This window comes from Mycobacterium sp. IDUB_5, assembly GCF_055419565.1.
Genome location: NZ_JBVAXX010000003.1, coordinates 124,793 through 140,123 on the forward strand (window position 1 = coordinate 124,793; position 15,331 = coordinate 140,123).

19 protein-coding genes and 3 tRNA genes are annotated in these 15,331 nt (G+C 66.4%); 13 read left to right on the forward strand and 9 right to left on the reverse strand.

Translation table 11 applies throughout. The annotated features are described in order from the left end of the window. Positions 1-55 precede the first annotated feature (55 nt). A complete protein-coding gene (locus tag ACZY1G_RS09850; protein ID WP_463822300.1) occupies positions 56-718 on the forward strand; it encodes a GNAT family N-acetyltransferase in 663 nt (220 codons plus the stop codon). A gap of 28 nt (positions 719-746) precedes the next feature. On the opposite strand, the gene ACZY1G_RS09855 is transcribed toward ACZY1G_RS09850, so the two are convergent. Together ACZY1G_RS09855 and ACZY1G_RS09860 are read right to left on the reverse strand one after the other, a co-directional pair. Further along, on the reverse strand, positions 747-1,742 hold the full coding sequence (locus tag ACZY1G_RS09855; protein WP_463822301.1) for a magnesium transporter CorA family protein: 996 nt from the start codon (positions 1,740-1,742) through the stop codon (positions 747-749). 17 nt (positions 1,743-1,759) lie between these two features. Next, positions 1,760-2,461, reverse strand: coding sequence for a crotonase/enoyl-CoA hydratase family protein (locus ACZY1G_RS09860; protein ID WP_463814108.1), 702 nt, complete (start codon positions 2,459-2,461; stop codon positions 1,760-1,762). Between the two features lie 352 nt (positions 2,462-2,813). Here ACZY1G_RS09860 and ACZY1G_RS09865 point away from each other — a divergent pair, with 352 nt between their 5' ends. Beyond that, a complete protein-coding gene (locus ACZY1G_RS09865) occupies positions 2,814-2,951 on the forward strand; it encodes a hypothetical protein (RefSeq protein ID WP_463814109.1) in 138 nt (45 codons plus the stop codon). A 9-nt stretch (positions 2,952-2,960) separates the two neighbouring features. Here the strand turns inward: ACZY1G_RS09865 and ACZY1G_RS09870 are convergent, their stop codons facing one another. After that, positions 2,961-4,022: a phospholipase effector Tle1 domain-containing protein gene (locus ACZY1G_RS09870; RefSeq protein ID WP_463822302.1), complete on the reverse strand. Its 1,062-nt coding sequence runs from the start codon at positions 4,020-4,022 to the stop codon at positions 2,961-2,963. Between the two features lie 29 nt (positions 4,023-4,051). Then, the gene (locus tag ACZY1G_RS09875; protein WP_463814111.1) at positions 4,052-4,768 is read right to left on the reverse strand and encodes an MBL fold metallo-hydrolase; all 717 of its coding nucleotides are present in this window, start codon (positions 4,766-4,768) and stop codon (positions 4,052-4,054) included. A 125-nt stretch (positions 4,769-4,893) separates the two neighbouring features. On the opposite strand from ACZY1G_RS09875, the gene ACZY1G_RS09880 reads away from it, so the two are divergent. The 11 genes from ACZY1G_RS09880 to rplA all read left to right on the forward strand — a co-directional run bounded on the left by ACZY1G_RS09880 (position 4,894) and on the right by rplA (position 9,670). Continuing rightward, positions 4,894-4,966 (forward strand) — tRNA-Thr (locus ACZY1G_RS09880). Positions 4,967-4,994: 28 nt separating this feature from the next. Further along, positions 4,995-5,068 (forward strand) — tRNA-Met (locus tag ACZY1G_RS09885). A gap of 54 nt (positions 5,069-5,122) precedes the next feature. Then, positions 5,123-5,290: a 50S ribosomal protein L33 gene (gene rpmG / locus ACZY1G_RS09890; protein WP_003929651.1), complete on the forward strand. Its 168-nt coding sequence runs from the start codon at positions 5,123-5,125 to the stop codon at positions 5,288-5,290. 15 nt (positions 5,291-5,305) lie between these two features. Then, on the forward strand, positions 5,306-5,785 hold the full coding sequence (gene hadA / locus ACZY1G_RS09895) for a (3R)-hydroxyacyl-ACP dehydratase subunit HadA (RefSeq protein WP_463814112.1): 480 nt from the start codon (positions 5,306-5,308) through the stop codon (positions 5,783-5,785). Continuing rightward, positions 5,772-6,200, forward strand: coding sequence for a (3R)-hydroxyacyl-ACP dehydratase subunit HadB (gene hadB, locus ACZY1G_RS09900; protein ID WP_463814113.1), 429 nt, complete (start codon positions 5,772-5,774; stop codon positions 6,198-6,200). Before hadA ends, hadB begins: the two co-directional genes overlap by 14 nt. Positions 6,201-6,213: 13 nt before the next feature. Further along, positions 6,214-6,765 carry a (3R)-hydroxyacyl-ACP dehydratase subunit HadC gene (hadC, locus tag ACZY1G_RS09905; RefSeq protein WP_463822303.1) on the forward strand — a complete coding sequence of 184 codons (552 nt, stop codon included), beginning with the start codon at positions 6,214-6,216 and terminating at the stop codon, positions 6,763-6,765. A gap of 127 nt (positions 6,766-6,892) precedes the next feature. Next, a tRNA-Trp gene (locus ACZY1G_RS09910) sits at positions 6,893-6,965 on the forward strand. Between the two features lie 101 nt (positions 6,966-7,066). Then, positions 7,067-7,531, forward strand: a complete 465-nt coding sequence (gene secE / locus ACZY1G_RS09915; protein WP_463822304.1) for a preprotein translocase subunit SecE — start codon at positions 7,067-7,069, stop codon at positions 7,529-7,531. 193 nt (positions 7,532-7,724) lie between these two features. Further along, entirely contained in the window at positions 7,725-8,414 is a 690-nt protein-coding gene (gene nusG / locus ACZY1G_RS09920; protein ID WP_463814856.1) for a transcription termination/antitermination protein NusG, read from the forward strand. Positions 8,415-8,469: 55 nt separating this feature from the next. Continuing rightward, positions 8,470-8,898, forward strand: a complete 429-nt coding sequence (gene rplK, locus ACZY1G_RS09925; RefSeq protein ID WP_046361080.1) for a 50S ribosomal protein L11 — start codon at positions 8,470-8,472, stop codon at positions 8,896-8,898. Between the two features lie 64 nt (positions 8,899-8,962). Then, on the forward strand, positions 8,963-9,670 hold the full coding sequence (gene rplA, locus ACZY1G_RS09930) for a 50S ribosomal protein L1 (protein WP_463814116.1): 708 nt from the start codon (positions 8,963-8,965) through the stop codon (positions 9,668-9,670). 340 nt (positions 9,671-10,010) lie between these two features. Here the strand turns inward: rplA and ACZY1G_RS09935 are convergent, their stop codons facing one another. The 5 genes from ACZY1G_RS09935 to ACZY1G_RS09955 form a co-directional block, all read right to left on the reverse strand. After that, the gene (locus ACZY1G_RS09935; RefSeq protein ID WP_463814117.1) at positions 10,011-10,910 is read right to left on the reverse strand and encodes a cyclopropane mycolic acid synthase family methyltransferase; all 900 of its coding nucleotides are present in this window, start codon (positions 10,908-10,910) and stop codon (positions 10,011-10,013) included. Positions 10,911-11,060: 150 nt separating this feature from the next. Continuing rightward, complete coding sequence (locus ACZY1G_RS09940; RefSeq protein ID WP_463814118.1) at positions 11,061-11,939, reverse strand: cyclopropane mycolic acid synthase family methyltransferase; 879 nt, start codon at positions 11,937-11,939, stop codon at positions 11,061-11,063. A gap of 138 nt (positions 11,940-12,077) precedes the next feature. Beyond that, positions 12,078-12,980, reverse strand: coding sequence for an alpha/beta fold hydrolase (locus ACZY1G_RS09945; RefSeq protein ID WP_463822305.1), 903 nt, complete (start codon positions 12,978-12,980; stop codon positions 12,078-12,080). Continuing rightward, positions 12,980-14,335 carry an ABC1 kinase family protein gene (locus ACZY1G_RS09950; protein ID WP_463822306.1) on the reverse strand — a complete coding sequence of 452 codons (1,356 nt, stop codon included), beginning with the start codon at positions 14,333-14,335 and terminating at the stop codon, positions 12,980-12,982. Before ACZY1G_RS09950 ends, ACZY1G_RS09945 begins: the two co-directional genes overlap by 1 nt. Further along, positions 14,332-15,312, reverse strand: a complete 981-nt coding sequence (locus ACZY1G_RS09955; RefSeq protein ID WP_463814121.1) for an oxygenase MpaB family protein — start codon at positions 15,310-15,312, stop codon at positions 14,332-14,334. Before ACZY1G_RS09955 ends, ACZY1G_RS09950 begins: the two co-directional genes overlap by 4 nt. Positions 15,313-15,331 lie beyond the last annotated feature (19 nt).

The following is a 15,331-nucleotide window of genomic DNA, read 5'->3' on the forward strand; positions in this document are numbered from 1 at the left end:
CGACCGCAATCCTTGGGCACACGCCGAACGCCACACAGCGCCTACGCTCAGTGACATGACTGACCACGACAAGGTTGCAGCACGGCGTGAGATCGCAGACGCACTTCTGACTGCGCTCGACCGCCGTCACGAACTCTTGGACGCCATCGTCGAAGCCGAGAATCGGGCTGCCGCGGTGACGGCGATATCGCAGCTTCTCGGGGCGTCACCACGTGCGGGCGAAGCCGTCATCGGCATGTCGTTCGAGCAGCTCACCCGAGAGTCGCGACGCACGATCAGAGCCGAACTCGACGATCTCAACGGTCAGCTGACGTTCACGCTCAACGAACGCCCGGCCTCGTCGGGGGACAACCTGGAGTTGAGGCTCTTCTCGTCGGAGGTCGATCGAGACATCTTCGCCGCTCGCACGGCGGACGTCGGCGCCGCGGGCGACGGTTCCGGCGCACCGGCAGGAGATCTCGACAATGAGATCGGCTCGGCGCAGGGACGGGTCAGCGCCGAGGAGGCGGCGTGGTTCGTCGTGCTCGACGGCGACGACAAGGTCGGCATGGTTTTCGGCGAACTCTCCGGGGGCGAAGTCAACGTCCGAGTCTGGGTTCATCCGGAGAAGCGGGGGCGCGGGTACGGCACCGCTGCCTTGCGCAAGTCACGCTCGGAAATGGCGTCGTACTTCCCCGCGGTACCCATGGTGGTGCGGGCCCCGGGCGCCGGCGCCTGACCGGGGTCCACCAGGCAGCCGGACTCAGCTACAACCAGTCCCGGCGCTTGAACGCGATGTAGAGGATCACGACCATCACCACGATCAGCGCCGTGCTCGTGATGAATCCGGCGACCGTCTGAATTCCGGGGTACTCCACGTTCTGTCCGTAGTAGCCGGTGATGGCCGTCGGCACCGCGATGATCGCCGCCCATCCGGTCAGCTTCTTCATCACCACGTTCAATCGCGCGTCCTGCAGCGACAGGTTCGTCTCGAAGACCGTCGTGACCATGTCGCGCAACGATTCCGTCCACTCCGAGGCCCGCAGCACGTGGTCGTACAGATCGGCGTACACCGCGTCGAGCTCCGGTGCGGTCTTCGCGTCGAGCCGGCGGTGCTGGATGGCCGAGACCACCTCCCGCATCGGCAGCACCACTCGTCGGAGCGCGACCAGATCCTTACGCAGCTGAAAGGTCCTGCGCTGCAGCCCTTTCGGTGGTGTGGCGTCAGCGAACAGATCGTCTTCGAGTCCTTCGATCGCATCGTCGAGCGCCTGCACCGCCGCGAAGTGGCCGTCGACGACGACGTCGAGTAGGCCGTGCACCAGCGAGCCGACCCCGTACTCCTGACCACCGAGCTCGTCGAACCGGCGGGACACCTCGTCGATGTCGATGTGCGGTGACAAGCGGACCGTGATCAGCCCGCGCGGCAGCACGAAACCCGAGATGCGGTGGACCTCGAGCAGCGAGGCCACCCCGTCGTCCTGCGCAGCCGGTTCTGCCATCGTGACCGCGTACACGGTGAAGAACGTGTGCGTGCGGTACACCACCGCTTTGGTGCGTTCGGATTCGGCGAGCGCGTCCTCGACGGCCCAGGAGTTCAGATGAAGCTCGGCGGCAAGATCTTTCAGGATCGCGTGGTCGGGATCGTAGATGTCGCACCACACGAGGGTGTCGTCGCCGCTGAGGCAGTCCGAGATCGCCGAGAAGTCGAAGTCGTCCTGAGGTTCACCGTGCCGCCAGATCCGGCCGCGCACGTGGGTCATCGCAGTTGGGGCATGGCTCAGCCCAGCGTGAATTCGGCGGCCAGGCCGTCGATTCCGGCTTGAATGGCGTCGAGGGCGGGCTTGCGGGCCTTGAGCTTGGTGGCCAGGTGGGCGCCGGCGTGCAGCGTGGACGCCGCCTCCTGGGCCACCTGCTGCGCGCGGGCCAACACCTGATCGGCCTCGACGATCTCGTCGAGCCAGCCCGCCGCGATCGCGGCGTCGCCGACGAACGTCGCGGCGAGTGCGGTGCCGCGTTCGAAGGCCGCCGGGGTGAGGCGCATCCGCATGATCTCGATCGCGGAGATCGGGATGGTCATGCCGATCGCGACCTCGATCGCCTGACAGCGTGACTTCGGTGCCCCTACGCGATGGTCGGCCGACAACAGCAGGAACGATCCCATCGCGATCGCGGGGCCCGTCGCGGCGATGATCACCGGGACCGGGAACGTCAGCGTGCGCAGTGAGAGCTTGAAGCCGCCCGAGAGCATGCCGAGCGCCGCCGCGGGATCCCCGGATTGGAACACCGCGAGGTCGAAACCGCCGCTGAACACCCGCGAGTTGCCGGCGAGCACGACGGCCTTGGCCTTGTCTGCCTCGGCGCGGTCCAGTGCCTCGTTGATCGCTGCCTGCATGTCCGGGCCGAGGACGTTGACCTTGCCGTCGTCGAGCGTGATGGTGGCCACGGAATCGGCGAGCTCATAGGACACGGTGCTGGTCATCGGGTCTCCTGGGGCGAGGTGTGAGGGCGCATCGAACCTAACAGCGGAGGGCAGGAGCGAAGCGACCGGGGAAAAGACAGCGGAGGGCAGGAGCGAAGCGACCGGGGAAAAGACAGCGGAGGGCAGGAGCGAAGCGACCGGGGAAAAGGCAGCGGCGGGCAGGAGCGAAGCGACCGGGGAAAGAACAGCGGAGGGCAGGAGCGAAGCGCGCGACTACGCAATCGGTGGCGCGCAGCGTCTCCGCAATTAAGTACTCGACTACGCAAGACCTGGCCGCCACACCTCCATAGCGTGATGTCCAAGCGCGGCGGTTACGAGGGGTCGCCGCGCTTACCACGGAGGAGGACGAACGATGCGCGCACACCGCAAGCAGGCAGATCCCGAACCCGACCGCCGCAGGCACCGGGTGAAGGGCCGAAAAGCTCGGCGTACCAGCGGGATTCCCACGCTCAGCCTCTGGGAATGCGGGATCGGCGCCGGCTGGCGCTGACGGTCGATCTCAGGACGTGCTGATGAGCGCGTCCTGCGCGGCGGGCGTCTCTGTGGTCTGTGGGGAGACCATCAGACGCTCGCCGCGCGCCACCCAGTCGGGGTCGGCCCATTCCACCTGAGCGGGCAACCGTCGCCAGTACGCCGGGTGCGCGCGCAGGTAGCACTCAACGCTGGCATGCACGGCTGCACCGGCGGGCAGGCGGCGCGGCGAGACCGGATGGTGGCTTCCGGCCAGCGCGTCGATCGTATTGGGCGCCTGGTGTCCGGCGGGATCGGCGAGCTCGGCCCCGGCGCTGACCGCACCGTCGAGTACCCAGTCCAGCGCGATGTCTGAGAGCGCCGCGCACGAGTGTCGCGCACGAGTGATGTCACCGTGCGCACCGCGGAACCACACCTGCTGGTGTGCATCCGCGGCGCTGCCGAACGGGATCGCCGACGTGTGTGCGTCGATGGCCAGCGCGTGCCGAGCCGCCTCGACGTGCGTCGCGGGATCGGCGCAGGCGCCACGCGGCACACCCGGGACACCGCGGGTGTCCCACAACCCGAGGAACCGCACCGTCGCCGGAGGCTCGTCCCGTCCGCGCAGTTCCTCGGCGACTCTGCGCAGGCGCTGCCAGTCGGCCCCGTCGCGCGCGGTCCGGGAGATCGCGTAGGTGCTCAGCAGGTAGTCGCGCAGCTCGGCGAGCGAGCCCGTCGCGTCATCTGCGGGCAGCACTCCCACCGTGCCGACCAGCCGGGCCAGGGCGCGGGCGCACACGCCGTCTCGACCCGCACCCACGATGAACACGCGGTCCCCGGGCTCCCACGCATCGGTGAGAAAGTCGTAGGCAGCGACGACGTGCCCTCGCGCCGCGTCGAGTTCACGGCGGTGACGCGGCCGGCCTTCTCGTGGCACGTGAGCAGGAGTCCAGACGAGCTGCCCGGCGGATCGGCGCAGCATCCCGGCGAACGCCACGGCGTTGCCGGCCGGATTGAAGTTGTCGAAACACAGCGCGATGTTCTTCACGATGGCCCCCGACGGGATGTGCGGATGCGCCCGGGAGGGAAGTTTGCCAGAACGCGATGCCACCGGGGCCGGAATCGGCAGAACGAGGGCTGTCAGCCGCCCATCAGCGTGCGCCACTGAGCGAGACTGCTCGCACGGTAGACGTAGTTGCTGCGGCGCACGGAATCCAGCGGCGCGCTCTTTGCCGCCGAGTACCAGTGGCCGGGGAACACGGTCGGGTCACCGGGCAGAGCGGCCAACGCCTGCAGGCTGCGGAACATGTCGTCGACGTTGCCGCCCGGGAAATCCGTGCGGCCGCAGCCCTCCAGGAACAACGTGTCCCCGGCGACCAGCCGGCCGTCGAGCAGGAAGCACTGGCTACCGGGCGTGTGACCGGGCGTGTGCAGTAGCTCGATCGCGATCGAGCCGACCTCGACGGTGTCGCCGTGGTGGTGCGCGGTCAGCTCGCTCGGGGCGATCCCGGTGATCCGGGAGACCCAGTCCGCTTCGTGGGTATTGACGTGAACCGGCACGCTGACCCGTTCCAGCAGCTCGGCCAGGCCCTTGAGCTCGAATCCCATCATCGATCCGCCGACGTGATCGGGATGGTGATGGGTGACCAACACCCCGGCCAGCCGCATGCCGTCCGCGTCGAGGACGTCGACCAGATCTCCGGCGGCGTACGCCGGGTCGACGATGACGGCGTCACCGGTCTCGGAGTCGCCGATCAGATAGGCGAAATTGCGCATCTGTTCGGCGATCATGTCGCCGGCCGCGAAATCGCGGCCCGACAGGAGCTGACGGAAATAGAGACGATCGTCTTCGGCCATGCGGGTCAGCGTAGGCGGCCTGCGCCCTGAACAGCCGTGGCGTGCCTGGCACGACCAGCGGTTTGGCGCCGCAATCGGTGAGAATGTACCCTTTTCAAGGCTCGTCGCACCGTGACGTGCTGCAGGCCCCCTTAGCTCAGTCGGTAGAGCGTTTCCATGGTAAGGAAAAGGTCAACGGTTCGATTCCGTTAGGGGGCTCGGTGGACCGCTGTGCGGGTCCGTCCGGGGCGGTGTAGCTCAGCTGGTTAGAGCGCACGACTCATAATCGTGAGGTCGGGGGATCGAGTCCCCCCACCGCTACAAGACACTAACGAGACGTATCTCGAAGAGACGTAGAAGAAAGAGACGACTGCCGTGGCCTCCAGTACCGACGTACGGCCCAAGATCACCTTGGCCTGCGAGGTGTGCAAGCACCGTAACTACATCACCAAGAAGAACCGCCGCAACGATCCCGATCGGCTCGAGATCAAGAAGTTCTGCCCGAACTGCGGCAAGCACCAGGCTCACAAAGAGTCCCGCTAGGACCACCGCTGCGCCGTGTCTTTCCTGGACGAGTTCGTCGGGCTGCACTATCGGCATCCCGATCACTACGTCGTCGGCCGTGAGAAGATCCGCGAGTACGCGACCGCGGTCAAGAACGACGACGACGCGTTCTTCGACGAGCAGGCCAGTGCCGAACTCGGGTACGACGCTCTGCTCGCCCCACTGACGTTCATCTCGGTGTTCGGCTACCAGGCGCAGCGGGCGATGTTCGATTCCGCCGACATCGCGATCGCCGACGCCCAGATCGTGCAGGTCGATCAGTCGCTGAAATTCGTTCGCCCGATCCAGGCCGGCGACACGCTGTACATCGACGTGTGGATCGATTCGGTGCGCACGGCGCACGGCACCGACATCATCGTCACCAAGAACATCGTCAGCAACGGCAACGGCGACGTCGTCCAGGAGTCCTACACCACCCTGGCGGGGCGGAGCGAAGAAGACGGAGAGAGTGGCTTTTCAGATGGCACTGCGTGAGTTCAGTTCGGTCAAGGTCGGCGATCAGCTTCCCGAGCGGGTCATCCCGCTGACGCGGGCCGATCTGGTGAACTACGCCGGCGTGTCCGGCGACCTCAACCCGATCCACTGGGACGACGACATCGCCAAGCAGGTCGGCCTGGACACCGCGATCGCCCACGGCATGCTGACTATGGGCCTCGGCGGCGGGTACGTCACCGCCTGGGTGGGCGACCCGGCCGCTGTCACCGAGTACAACGTGCGCTTCACCGCCGTCGTCCCCGTCCCCAACGACGGCAAGGGTGCCGAGATCGTGTTCAACGGCCGCGTGAAATCTGTTGAGCCGGAATCGAAGTCGATCACCATCGCGCTCACCGCGACCGCAGGCGGCAAGAAGATCTTCGGCCGTGCCGTGGCGACGGCGAAGCTGGCGTAGGCAGGTCTGACTCATGGCACTCAAAACCGACATCCGCGGGATGGTCTGGAAGTACCCCGACACCTTCCTGGTGGGCCGCGAACAGGTCCGCCAGTACGCCAAGTCCGTGAAGGCCACCGATCCCGCCACTCTGGACGAGAAGGCCGCCGCCGAGCTCGGGCACGATTCGTTGATCGCCCCGCCGACGTTCATGTCGATCTTCGCGGTGATGATCCAGAACCACTTCTTCCAGCACGTCGACGTGGGCCTGGCGACCATGCAGATCGTGCAGGTCGATCAGAAGTTCCTGTTCCACCGTCCGATCAGGGCCGGCGACGCGCTCAACGGGACGATGTACATCCAGAGCGTCGACGAACGGTTCGGCGCCGACATCGTCACCACCCGCAACGTCCTCACCGATCCGGACGGCGAGATCGTGATGGAGTCCTTCACCACCCTGATGGGCCACGAAGGTGACAACTCCATCTCGGCGGGGTGGGATCCCGAGACGGGCCAGGTGGTGCGCAAGCCCGTCACACACGACACCTCCGATGACTCGCTGGGCGCGGAGCCGGCGACGGATTAGTAACTCCGACCCGCGGCGCGCTACACTCGGTCCTCGGGGTTTTCCCAGTTGAGCGCGCTGTCCGTCGGGGCTTGTGTCACCGCACGGGGAGCGCGCAAATTGTGTGGGCCCTACAGGGAACCCGTCTAGGGGCGTAGCTCAACTGGCAGAGCAGCGGTCTCCAAAACCGCAGGTTGCAGGTTCAAGTCCTGTCGCCCCTGCTCAACTGAATACTCGATACGTGGGACCGGCCGGTCTGGATACTGGACTGGAGGGGCCCGCGAACCGGGACCCATGACGACCGATCACGAGGGAGCACGCGGTGAGCGACGAGCGCGACGGTGCCAGCTCGGCAGGCACCGACAGCGGCGCGGAGACCGACGGCGGTGACGCACGAGCGCAGACCGCGGTCGTGAACCGCCCGCTGCGACCGACGGGCAAGCGGTCGCGCCGGGCGGCGGATGGCAATGGCACTGCCGATGACACCTCCGACATCGACGCGGCACCCGAGGCCGACGGGTCGGGCGGCAAGGACGACGGCAAGGGCCCGAAGGCGAAGAAGAAGACGGCGAGGAAGGCCAAGGACGGGCCGTCGCGCAATCCCATCCTCTTCGTCCTCAACTACCTGAAGGAAGTTGTCGCCGAGCTGCGCAAGGTCATCTGGCCGAACCGCAAGCAGATGGTCAGCTACACCACCGTGGTGCTGGTGTTCCTGGTCTTCATGGTGGCGCTGATCGGCGGAGTGGACCTGGGCCTGGCCAAGCTCGTGACGTTGGTGTTCGGCTGACCTGCACGGTCACCCCACCCCGACGCAATACATCTGTAGAGAGGACTGACACGTGACCAGCTTCGACGGCGAGACTGCCGCGAGCGTGTCCGAGGCGCGCGCCGAAGAGGCCGATCCGGCAGTGGTGATCGCCGACGAGGCCGCCGAGCATCTCGAGGAGACCAGCCCGGCCGAAGCCGTCGAGGACGCGCCCCTGGATGCGGCCGACGAAACCCCCGCCGAGGCCCCTGAAGCCGACGAAGCACCGGTTGTCGAGGAAGACGAAGACCCCGCGGTCGCGCTGAAGAAGGAGCTGCGTCTCAAGCCGGGCGACTGGTACGTGATCCACTCCTACGCCGGGTACGAGAACAAGGTGAAGGCCAACCTCGAGACCCGCGTGCAGAACCTGGACGTCGGCGACTACATCTTCCAGGTCGAGGTGCCCACCGAAGAGGTCACCGAGATCAAGAACGGCCAGCGCAAGCAGGTCAACCGCAAGGTGCTACCCGGCTACATCCTGGTGCGCATGGAGCTCAACGACGAGTCGTGGGGCGCCGTGCGGAACACCCCCGGTGTCACCGGCTTCGTCGGCGCGACGTCGCGGCCCTCGCCGCTGTCGCTCGACGACGTGGTGAAGTTCCTGCTGCCCCCGGCAGCGGCTAAGAAGCCCGGCAAGGCTGCGTCGACGTCGGCGGCATCGTCCGAGGCATCGATGGAGCGTCCCGAGATCCTGGTCGACTTCGAGGTCGGCGAGTCCGTCACCGTCATGGACGGGCCGTTCGCGACGCTGCCGGCATCGATCAGCGAGGTCAACGCCGAACAGCAGAAGCTCAAGGTGCTGGTGTCGATCTTCGGTCGTGAGACACCGGTCGAACTGACCTTCAACCAGGTCGCCAAGATTTAAGCCGGGCCCCTCGGTCGTGAGGACGCCCACGAGATAGAAGAAGGACAGCACAACCATGCCCCCGAAGAAGAAGGTCTCCGGGCTGATCAAGCTGCAGATCCAGGCCGGGCAGGCCAACCCCGCCCCGCCGGTCGGTCCCGCGCTCGGCCAGCACGGCGTCAACATCATGGAGTTCTGCAAGGCGTACAACGCGGCGACCGAGTCGCAGCGCGGCAACGTCATCCCCGTGGAGATCACCGTCTACGAGGACCGCACCTTCACGTTCGCGCTGAAGACGCCGCCTGCGGCCAAGCTGCTGCTCAAGGCTGCCGGCGTGCAGAAGGGTTCCGGTGAGCCGCACAAGACCAAGGTCGCCAAGGTGACCTGGGATCAGGTGCGCGAGATCGCCGAGACCAAGAAGGAAGATCTCAACGCCAACGACATCGATCAGGCCGCGAAGATCATCGCCGGTACGGCCCGGTCCATGGGTATCACGGTCGAATAAGACCACCCCTGTGGGAGAGCCCGCTTCGGCTCGCAACCACGACCTCTGAATCAAGGAGACATCAATGAGCAAGAACAGCAAGGCCTACAAGGAAGCCGCCGAGAAGGTCGACAAGACCCGGCTCTACACGCCGCTCGAGGCCGCGAAGCTGGCCAAGGACACGTCGTCGAAGAAGCAGGACGCCACCGTCGAGGTCGCGATCCGCCTGGGCGTCGATCCTCGCAAGGCCGACCAGATGGTGCGCGGCACCGTCAACCTGCCGCACGGCACCGGTAAGACGGCCCGCGTCGCGGTGTTCGCCGTCGGCGACAAGGCCGAGCAGGCGCTGGCCGCCGGCGCCGACGTCGTCGGCAGCGACGACCTGATCGAGAAGATCCAGGGCGGGTTCCTCGACTTCGACGCCGCGATCGCCACCCCCGACCAGATGGCCAAGGTCGGCCGCATCGCACGCATCCTCGGGCCCCGCGGCCTGATGCCGAACCCCAAGACCGGCACCGTCACCCCGGACGTCACCAAGGCCGTCAACGACATCAAGGGCGGCAAGATCAACTTCCGCGTGGACAAGCAGGCCAACCTGCACTTCATCATCGGAAAGGCGTCGTTCGACGAGAAGTCGCTGGTGGAGAACTACGGCGCCGCGCTGGACGAGATCCTGCGCGCCAAGCCGTCCTCCTCGAAGGGCCGCTACCTGAAGAAGGTCGTCGTCTCGACCACCACCGGCCCCGGCATCCCGGTGGACCCGGCGGTGACCCGCAACTTCACGGAGGAGTAGGCGCCAGCCGAATCCGACCATCGGCACGGAGGAGTAGGCGCCAGCCGAATCCGACCATGGGCACGGAGGAGTAGGCGCCAGCCGAATCCAGCAAGAGTCCCCCGCGCTTCGGCGTGGGGGACTTTTCGGTATGTAGGGGGTGCTGAAAAGCTCCTCGACCACCGACGAGCCCGGCCGAAGGCGCAGCCGTCGTCCCCCACGAACGACAGGTGAGCGGCATCAGCCGGAGATCCGAGTTGTCCCCCACATCGAACCCTGATGCGGTGGTCGAGGAGCCCCTGCCAGCAACATAACACCGGTGACGGGCAACCGCGCCGTCATCAGTGAAAAGGGAAGGGGCTCAGACGGCCGCGGCACCCGGCTTCAGGTAGGTGACGAGGCTGACGTCGAGCGCTTCGTCGACGTAGTAGTACTGGCAACCGGTCAGGTAGCGCATGTAGTCGTTGTAGCTCTGCTCACCGGCCGCGGCGATAGCCTCGTCCTTGTGCTGCTCGAGGCGAGCGGCCCAGATGCCGAGCGTTTTGATGTAGTGGTTCCGTAGCGACAGCGTCTCGGGCACCGTGAAACCGGCTTTCTCGCCGTGCTCCACCAGCATCTTCGTCGACGGGATGCGGCCACCTGGGAAGATCACCTCGGCCATGAACTTCGCGAAGCGGGCGAGCTCGAAGGTGAGCTTCTTGCCGCGGGCCTGCAGATCGTAGGGGTGGTAGCCGCAGCTGCTCTGGATCGTCATCCGGCCGTCCTCGGGCAGGATGTCGAAGCACGACTTGAAGAAATCGTCGAAACGGTCGAAGCCGAAGTGCTCGATGGCCTCGATGGACACGATGCGGTCGACGGGGGAGTGGAACTGCTCCCAGCCCTCCAGGCGCACGTCGAACGTGCGCTCGGTGTCCAGCCTCGACAGCAACTGATCGCAGTAGGCCTTCTGGTTCTTGCTCAGCGTCAGGCCGATGACGTTGACGTCGTATTTCTCCATCGCTCGCTGCAGCGTCAGCCCCCAACCGCAGCCGACCTCGAGCAGCGTCATCCCCGGCTTGAGGTCGAGCCGATCCAGATGCTGATCGACGTTGGCGATCTGGCCTTCCGACAGCGTTGCGTTGGGACCGGTGAAGTACGCACAGCTGTACTTGCGGGTGGGGTCCTGGAACACACCGAAGAAGTCGTCCGACAGGTCGTAGTGGGCCTGGATGTCCTCGAAATGAGGGGTCAGATCCTTCGTGCCGGTGGAGTTGTCAGACATGCGCTTGTTCGTCCTCAATTTCGTGGGCCCCCGCCCGATGCGACATCGCGATGGTGTCCCGACCGTACCCAAACAGTGCACGGCCTAGCGGTAAACACGCTCTCTTGGGCGATCAGCCTATCGGGTCGGCGTCTGCACGGGCCAATCCGCTCAGGGCTTCTTGACCAACGTGAACTGGTTGACGTCGGTGTAGCCCTTGCGGAACGAATCGGCACAGCCGGTGAGGTAGTGCATGTAGCGGTCGTAGACCTCTTCGGACTGCACGGCGATCGCCTCGTCCTTGTGCGCCTCCAACGCGGCCGCCCAGTGGTCCAGGGTGCGCGCGTAGTGCGGCTGCAGCGACTGCTCGCGAGTCAACGTGAAGCCCGCCTTGCCGGCATACTCACCGACCAGCTCGATCGTCGGCAGGTACCCGCCCGGGAAGATCTCCGTGAGGATGAACTTGATGAACCGGGCGACCGAGAAGGTCAGCGGAATGCCGCGTTCGATCATCTGCGGGATCGTCAGCGCGGTGATGGTGTGCAGCAGCATCACACCGTCGTCGGGCAGCACCTTGTAGGCGGTGGTGAAGAAGTCGTCCCAGCGGTCCTTGCCGAAGTGCTCGAACGCCCCGATGGAGACGATGCGGTCCACCGGCTGGTCGAAGCTCTCCCAGCCCTCGAGGCGGATCTCCTTGGTGCGGGGGCTCTGCGACGCGGCGAACGTGCGCTCCACGTGTGCCTTCTGGTTCTCGCTGAGCGTCAGGCCGATGACGTTCACGTCGTAGAGCTCGATCGCGCGCATCATCGTGTAACCCCAGCCGCAGCCGACGTCGAGCAGCGTCATGCCGGGCTCGAGACCGAGCTTGCCGAGCGCCAGATCGACCTTGGCGCGCTGCGCCTCTTCCAGCGTCATGTCCTCGCGCTCGAAGTACGCGCAGCTGTACATCTGCGACGGGTCGAGGAACAGGCGGAAGAACTCGTCGGACAGGTCGTAGTGCGCCTGGACGTCGTCGAAGTGGGGAGTCAGGTTTTTCTTATTCGAGGCCATGAGCGTGGCTTCCTGGGCATGCTGCCCGAAGAGGATCTCCTGAAACGGCGGTCACGCATGTCCGTCAGGCATGTTACGTGGTCTCCCCGGCAGGTCCCGAATCGCCCGAATTGACGTGCCCGGAGCTTCAGCGTCTTATCAGCGCGCCTGCGCGAACGTCGTCTTCAGCTCCCCGACGATGTCGTCCCACAGGGGTTCGGGCAGCTCATGGCCCATGCCGTCGAGCAGGACCAGTCGGGCGTCGGGGATCGCGCGGGCGATCGCGCGGCCGCCCGACGGGCGCATCAACTTGTCGGCGGTGCCGTGGATCACGACCGTGGGTGCGGTGGTCGCGCGGTTGTAGTGGCGCAGGCTGCCGCTGCCCAGGATCGCCGAGAACTGTCTGCCGATCCCCGCCGGGCAATAGGAGCGGTCGAAGCCCTCGATGGCCTCGGCGCGCAGCGCATCGTCGGACCGGGGGTATCCCGGGCTGCCGATGATCTTGCTGACCTTGACCGCGTTGTCGACGATCGCGTCGCGCCCCGTGCCCGACGGCTTGGACAGGATCGCGAGCAGTTGCTGCGGCCCGGGCGGCGGGAGCGCCGGCTGGTTGTTGCTCGAGAAGATCACGCCCAGCGACCGGGTGCGGTCGGCGTGGCGCGCGGCGAACACCTGCGCGATCATGCCGCCCATCGACGCCCCGACGACGTGTGCGCGCTCGATGCCCAGATGGTCGGCCAGCGCGGCGGTGTCGTCGGCCATGTCCTCGAGCCGGTAGGGCGCCGGGCTCGCGATGCCGAGGAACGAGCGCGCCATGCTGAACGGCAGCGGGGCCCCAGAGCGCTGGCCGCGCAGCTTGCCCGACAGCCCGCAGTCGCGATTGTCGAAGCGGACCACGCGCAGGCCCTGGTTGACCAACTTCTCGCAGAACTCGGTGCGCCAGAAGATCATCTGCGCACCCAGCCCCATGATCAGCAGGACCGCCGGGTCGCCCGGGTCGCCCATGTCCTCGTAGTGGATGTCGATCTCGCCGGACGGCGCGGTGCCACTGCGCACCTGCATCAGGCGTCCAGCTCCTGGTCATGCTCCCGGGACACTTCGACCATGAAGTTCGCGAAGTAACCCGTCAGCGCCGGGTCGCTCATCATCTGCCAGCTCGGCGCCAGCAGCTTCATGTAGCGCTCGACGTAGAGGAACTGCTTCCCGATGAGCACCAGCTCGCGGGGCAATTTCACGTCGTAAGCCTCGGCGAGCGTGGAGAGCTGCTTACCTATCTCGGCATAGCTGAGGTCACCCAGCGACGTCATCGTCAACGGGGTGGCGAACTTCTCGAGATCCTTGGCCGCCTGGGCCTCGGGCTTGACCGTGCCAACCGCACCCATCAGCACGACGATCTTGCCGGCCGCAGCGTGGTCCTTCTTGACGAGCAGCGCGTACACCAGCTCGCGCAGCAGCCACCGGGTCCGCGGATCGATGCGGCCCATGATGCCGAAGTCGAAGAACACGATCCTGCCGTCGTCGTCGACGGAGAGATTGCCGGCGTGGAGATCGCCATGGAACAGGCCGTGCCGGAGCCCGCCCTCGAACAGGCTGAACAGCAGCGCCTTGACCAGCTCGGTGCCGTCGAAACCCTTCTCGCGGATCGCGGCCACGTCGTCGATGCGAGTACCCGAGACGCGTTCCATGGTCAGCACCCGCTCGCTGGTGAGGTCCCAGTAGACCTGCGGCACCCGAATGTTCTTGCCGAGCGGGGAGGCGTGCATGTGGGCCACCCAGGCGTCCATCGACTGCGCCTCCAGCCGGAAATCCAGCTCCTCGGCCAGGTTGTCGGCGAAATCGGCCACGACGTCCTGCGCGGAGAGCCGCTGCCCGAGCTTGGCGATCTCGACGATGCGGGCACCCCGCTTGAGGATCTGCAGGTCCGCGGCCACGCGGCGGCGGATGCCCGGCCGCTGGATCTTCACGACGACCTCTTCGCCGCTGTGCAGCGTCGCGTAGTGCACCTGGGCGATCGACGCGGAGGCGAACGGCTTCTCGTCGAACGAGGCGAACAGATTCGTCGGCTCGTCGCCCAGCTCTTCCCGGAACAGTTTGTGCACCGCTTCGGCGTCGGCGGGCGGGACGCGATCCAGGAGGCTGCGGAACTCCCGGCTCAGGGGCTCACCGAACGCGCCGGGGCTGGACGCGATGATCTGGCCGAACTTGACGTAGGTGGGGCCCAGGTCAGCGAAGGCCTGGGGGATCTGCTTGACGATCTTCTGCTGCAGCGAACCGCGGGAGCGCAGTTTCGCCACCACGCGGGCGCCGGTGCGCGTCACCTGCCATCCAGTCGCGCCGATGCGCGCTGCCTCGACCGGCAGGGGCACCCGATCGAGCTTGGCTACCTCGCGGTGCTGTGTGTTCCGCGTTGTACTCATCCCTGCAGTGTCTCAAAGGAGCCTGCACGCTCGAAAATGTGTGTGCCCCGGGTCACAGGCTGCTCTGTCTGTGAGCCCGCGGCCACCCGTGCTTTCGCCTGGGTGAACTCCGGCATCGCGCCGGAGGCGGCGGAGACGCCGTTGATGATGGACCACACGAGAGCGCGCCGGGCGGTGCGCTCGACGATGTTGGGGTCGCGGTGCTGGATCAGTCCCTTGGCCCAGGACGGCATGGTGTCGCGAACGGCCCAGTTCAGGGCGGCCTGCGGCAGCGGCAGGTTCGGCCCGGTCGCCATGGCGGTGCCGTAGGTGACCGCGAGCTTGGGCAGATAGGACTTCAGGCAGTCCAGCGTGTCGGCTTTCGTGGTGGGCAGATCGGTGCCGCCCAGCGCGTGCCCGACGCGCACGAACTCACCGTAGTAGCGGTCGATCTTCTTGCCGCGCAATGGATTCGGATGGTAGAGCTCGTGCGCGGTGGCGATGCCCCAGGCGACCGTCGCGTAGTTCCAGCGCAACCATTCGGGGTCGTCGGCGTCGTAACGCGCACCGTCGGGCCGGGTGCCCTTGATCGTGTGGTGCATGGAAGCCACGGTGGTGGCCAGGCGCTCGGCGGTCTCGGTCGAGCCGTAGGCCGTGCCGATGAAGAAGGCGACCGAGTGTCCGAGCCGGGTGAGTGCGCCCTTGGGATCGATCTGGGGCATCGGGTCATCGCGGGTGTCGTCTCGAACCAGTCGGGAGTGATGGACGCCCATCCAATAGATGGAGGGGTCGAGACGCTCGAGGAACGCGGCGCACTGCAGCCCGAAGATCAGCGCGTGGGTGTGCGAGTGCACGTGCCACACGGCGCTGTCCGGGCCGAACCAGCCCGGATCTCCCGCGGGGGTCGCGAACTCCATTCCCTTGAAGAAGTGGCGGCGGACGTCCTGGTCGAAGCGACGGTCGAGCACCTGGCCGATCAGCTGGTGCGGCAGGAACATCTGGTCCTCCTGGTCACGG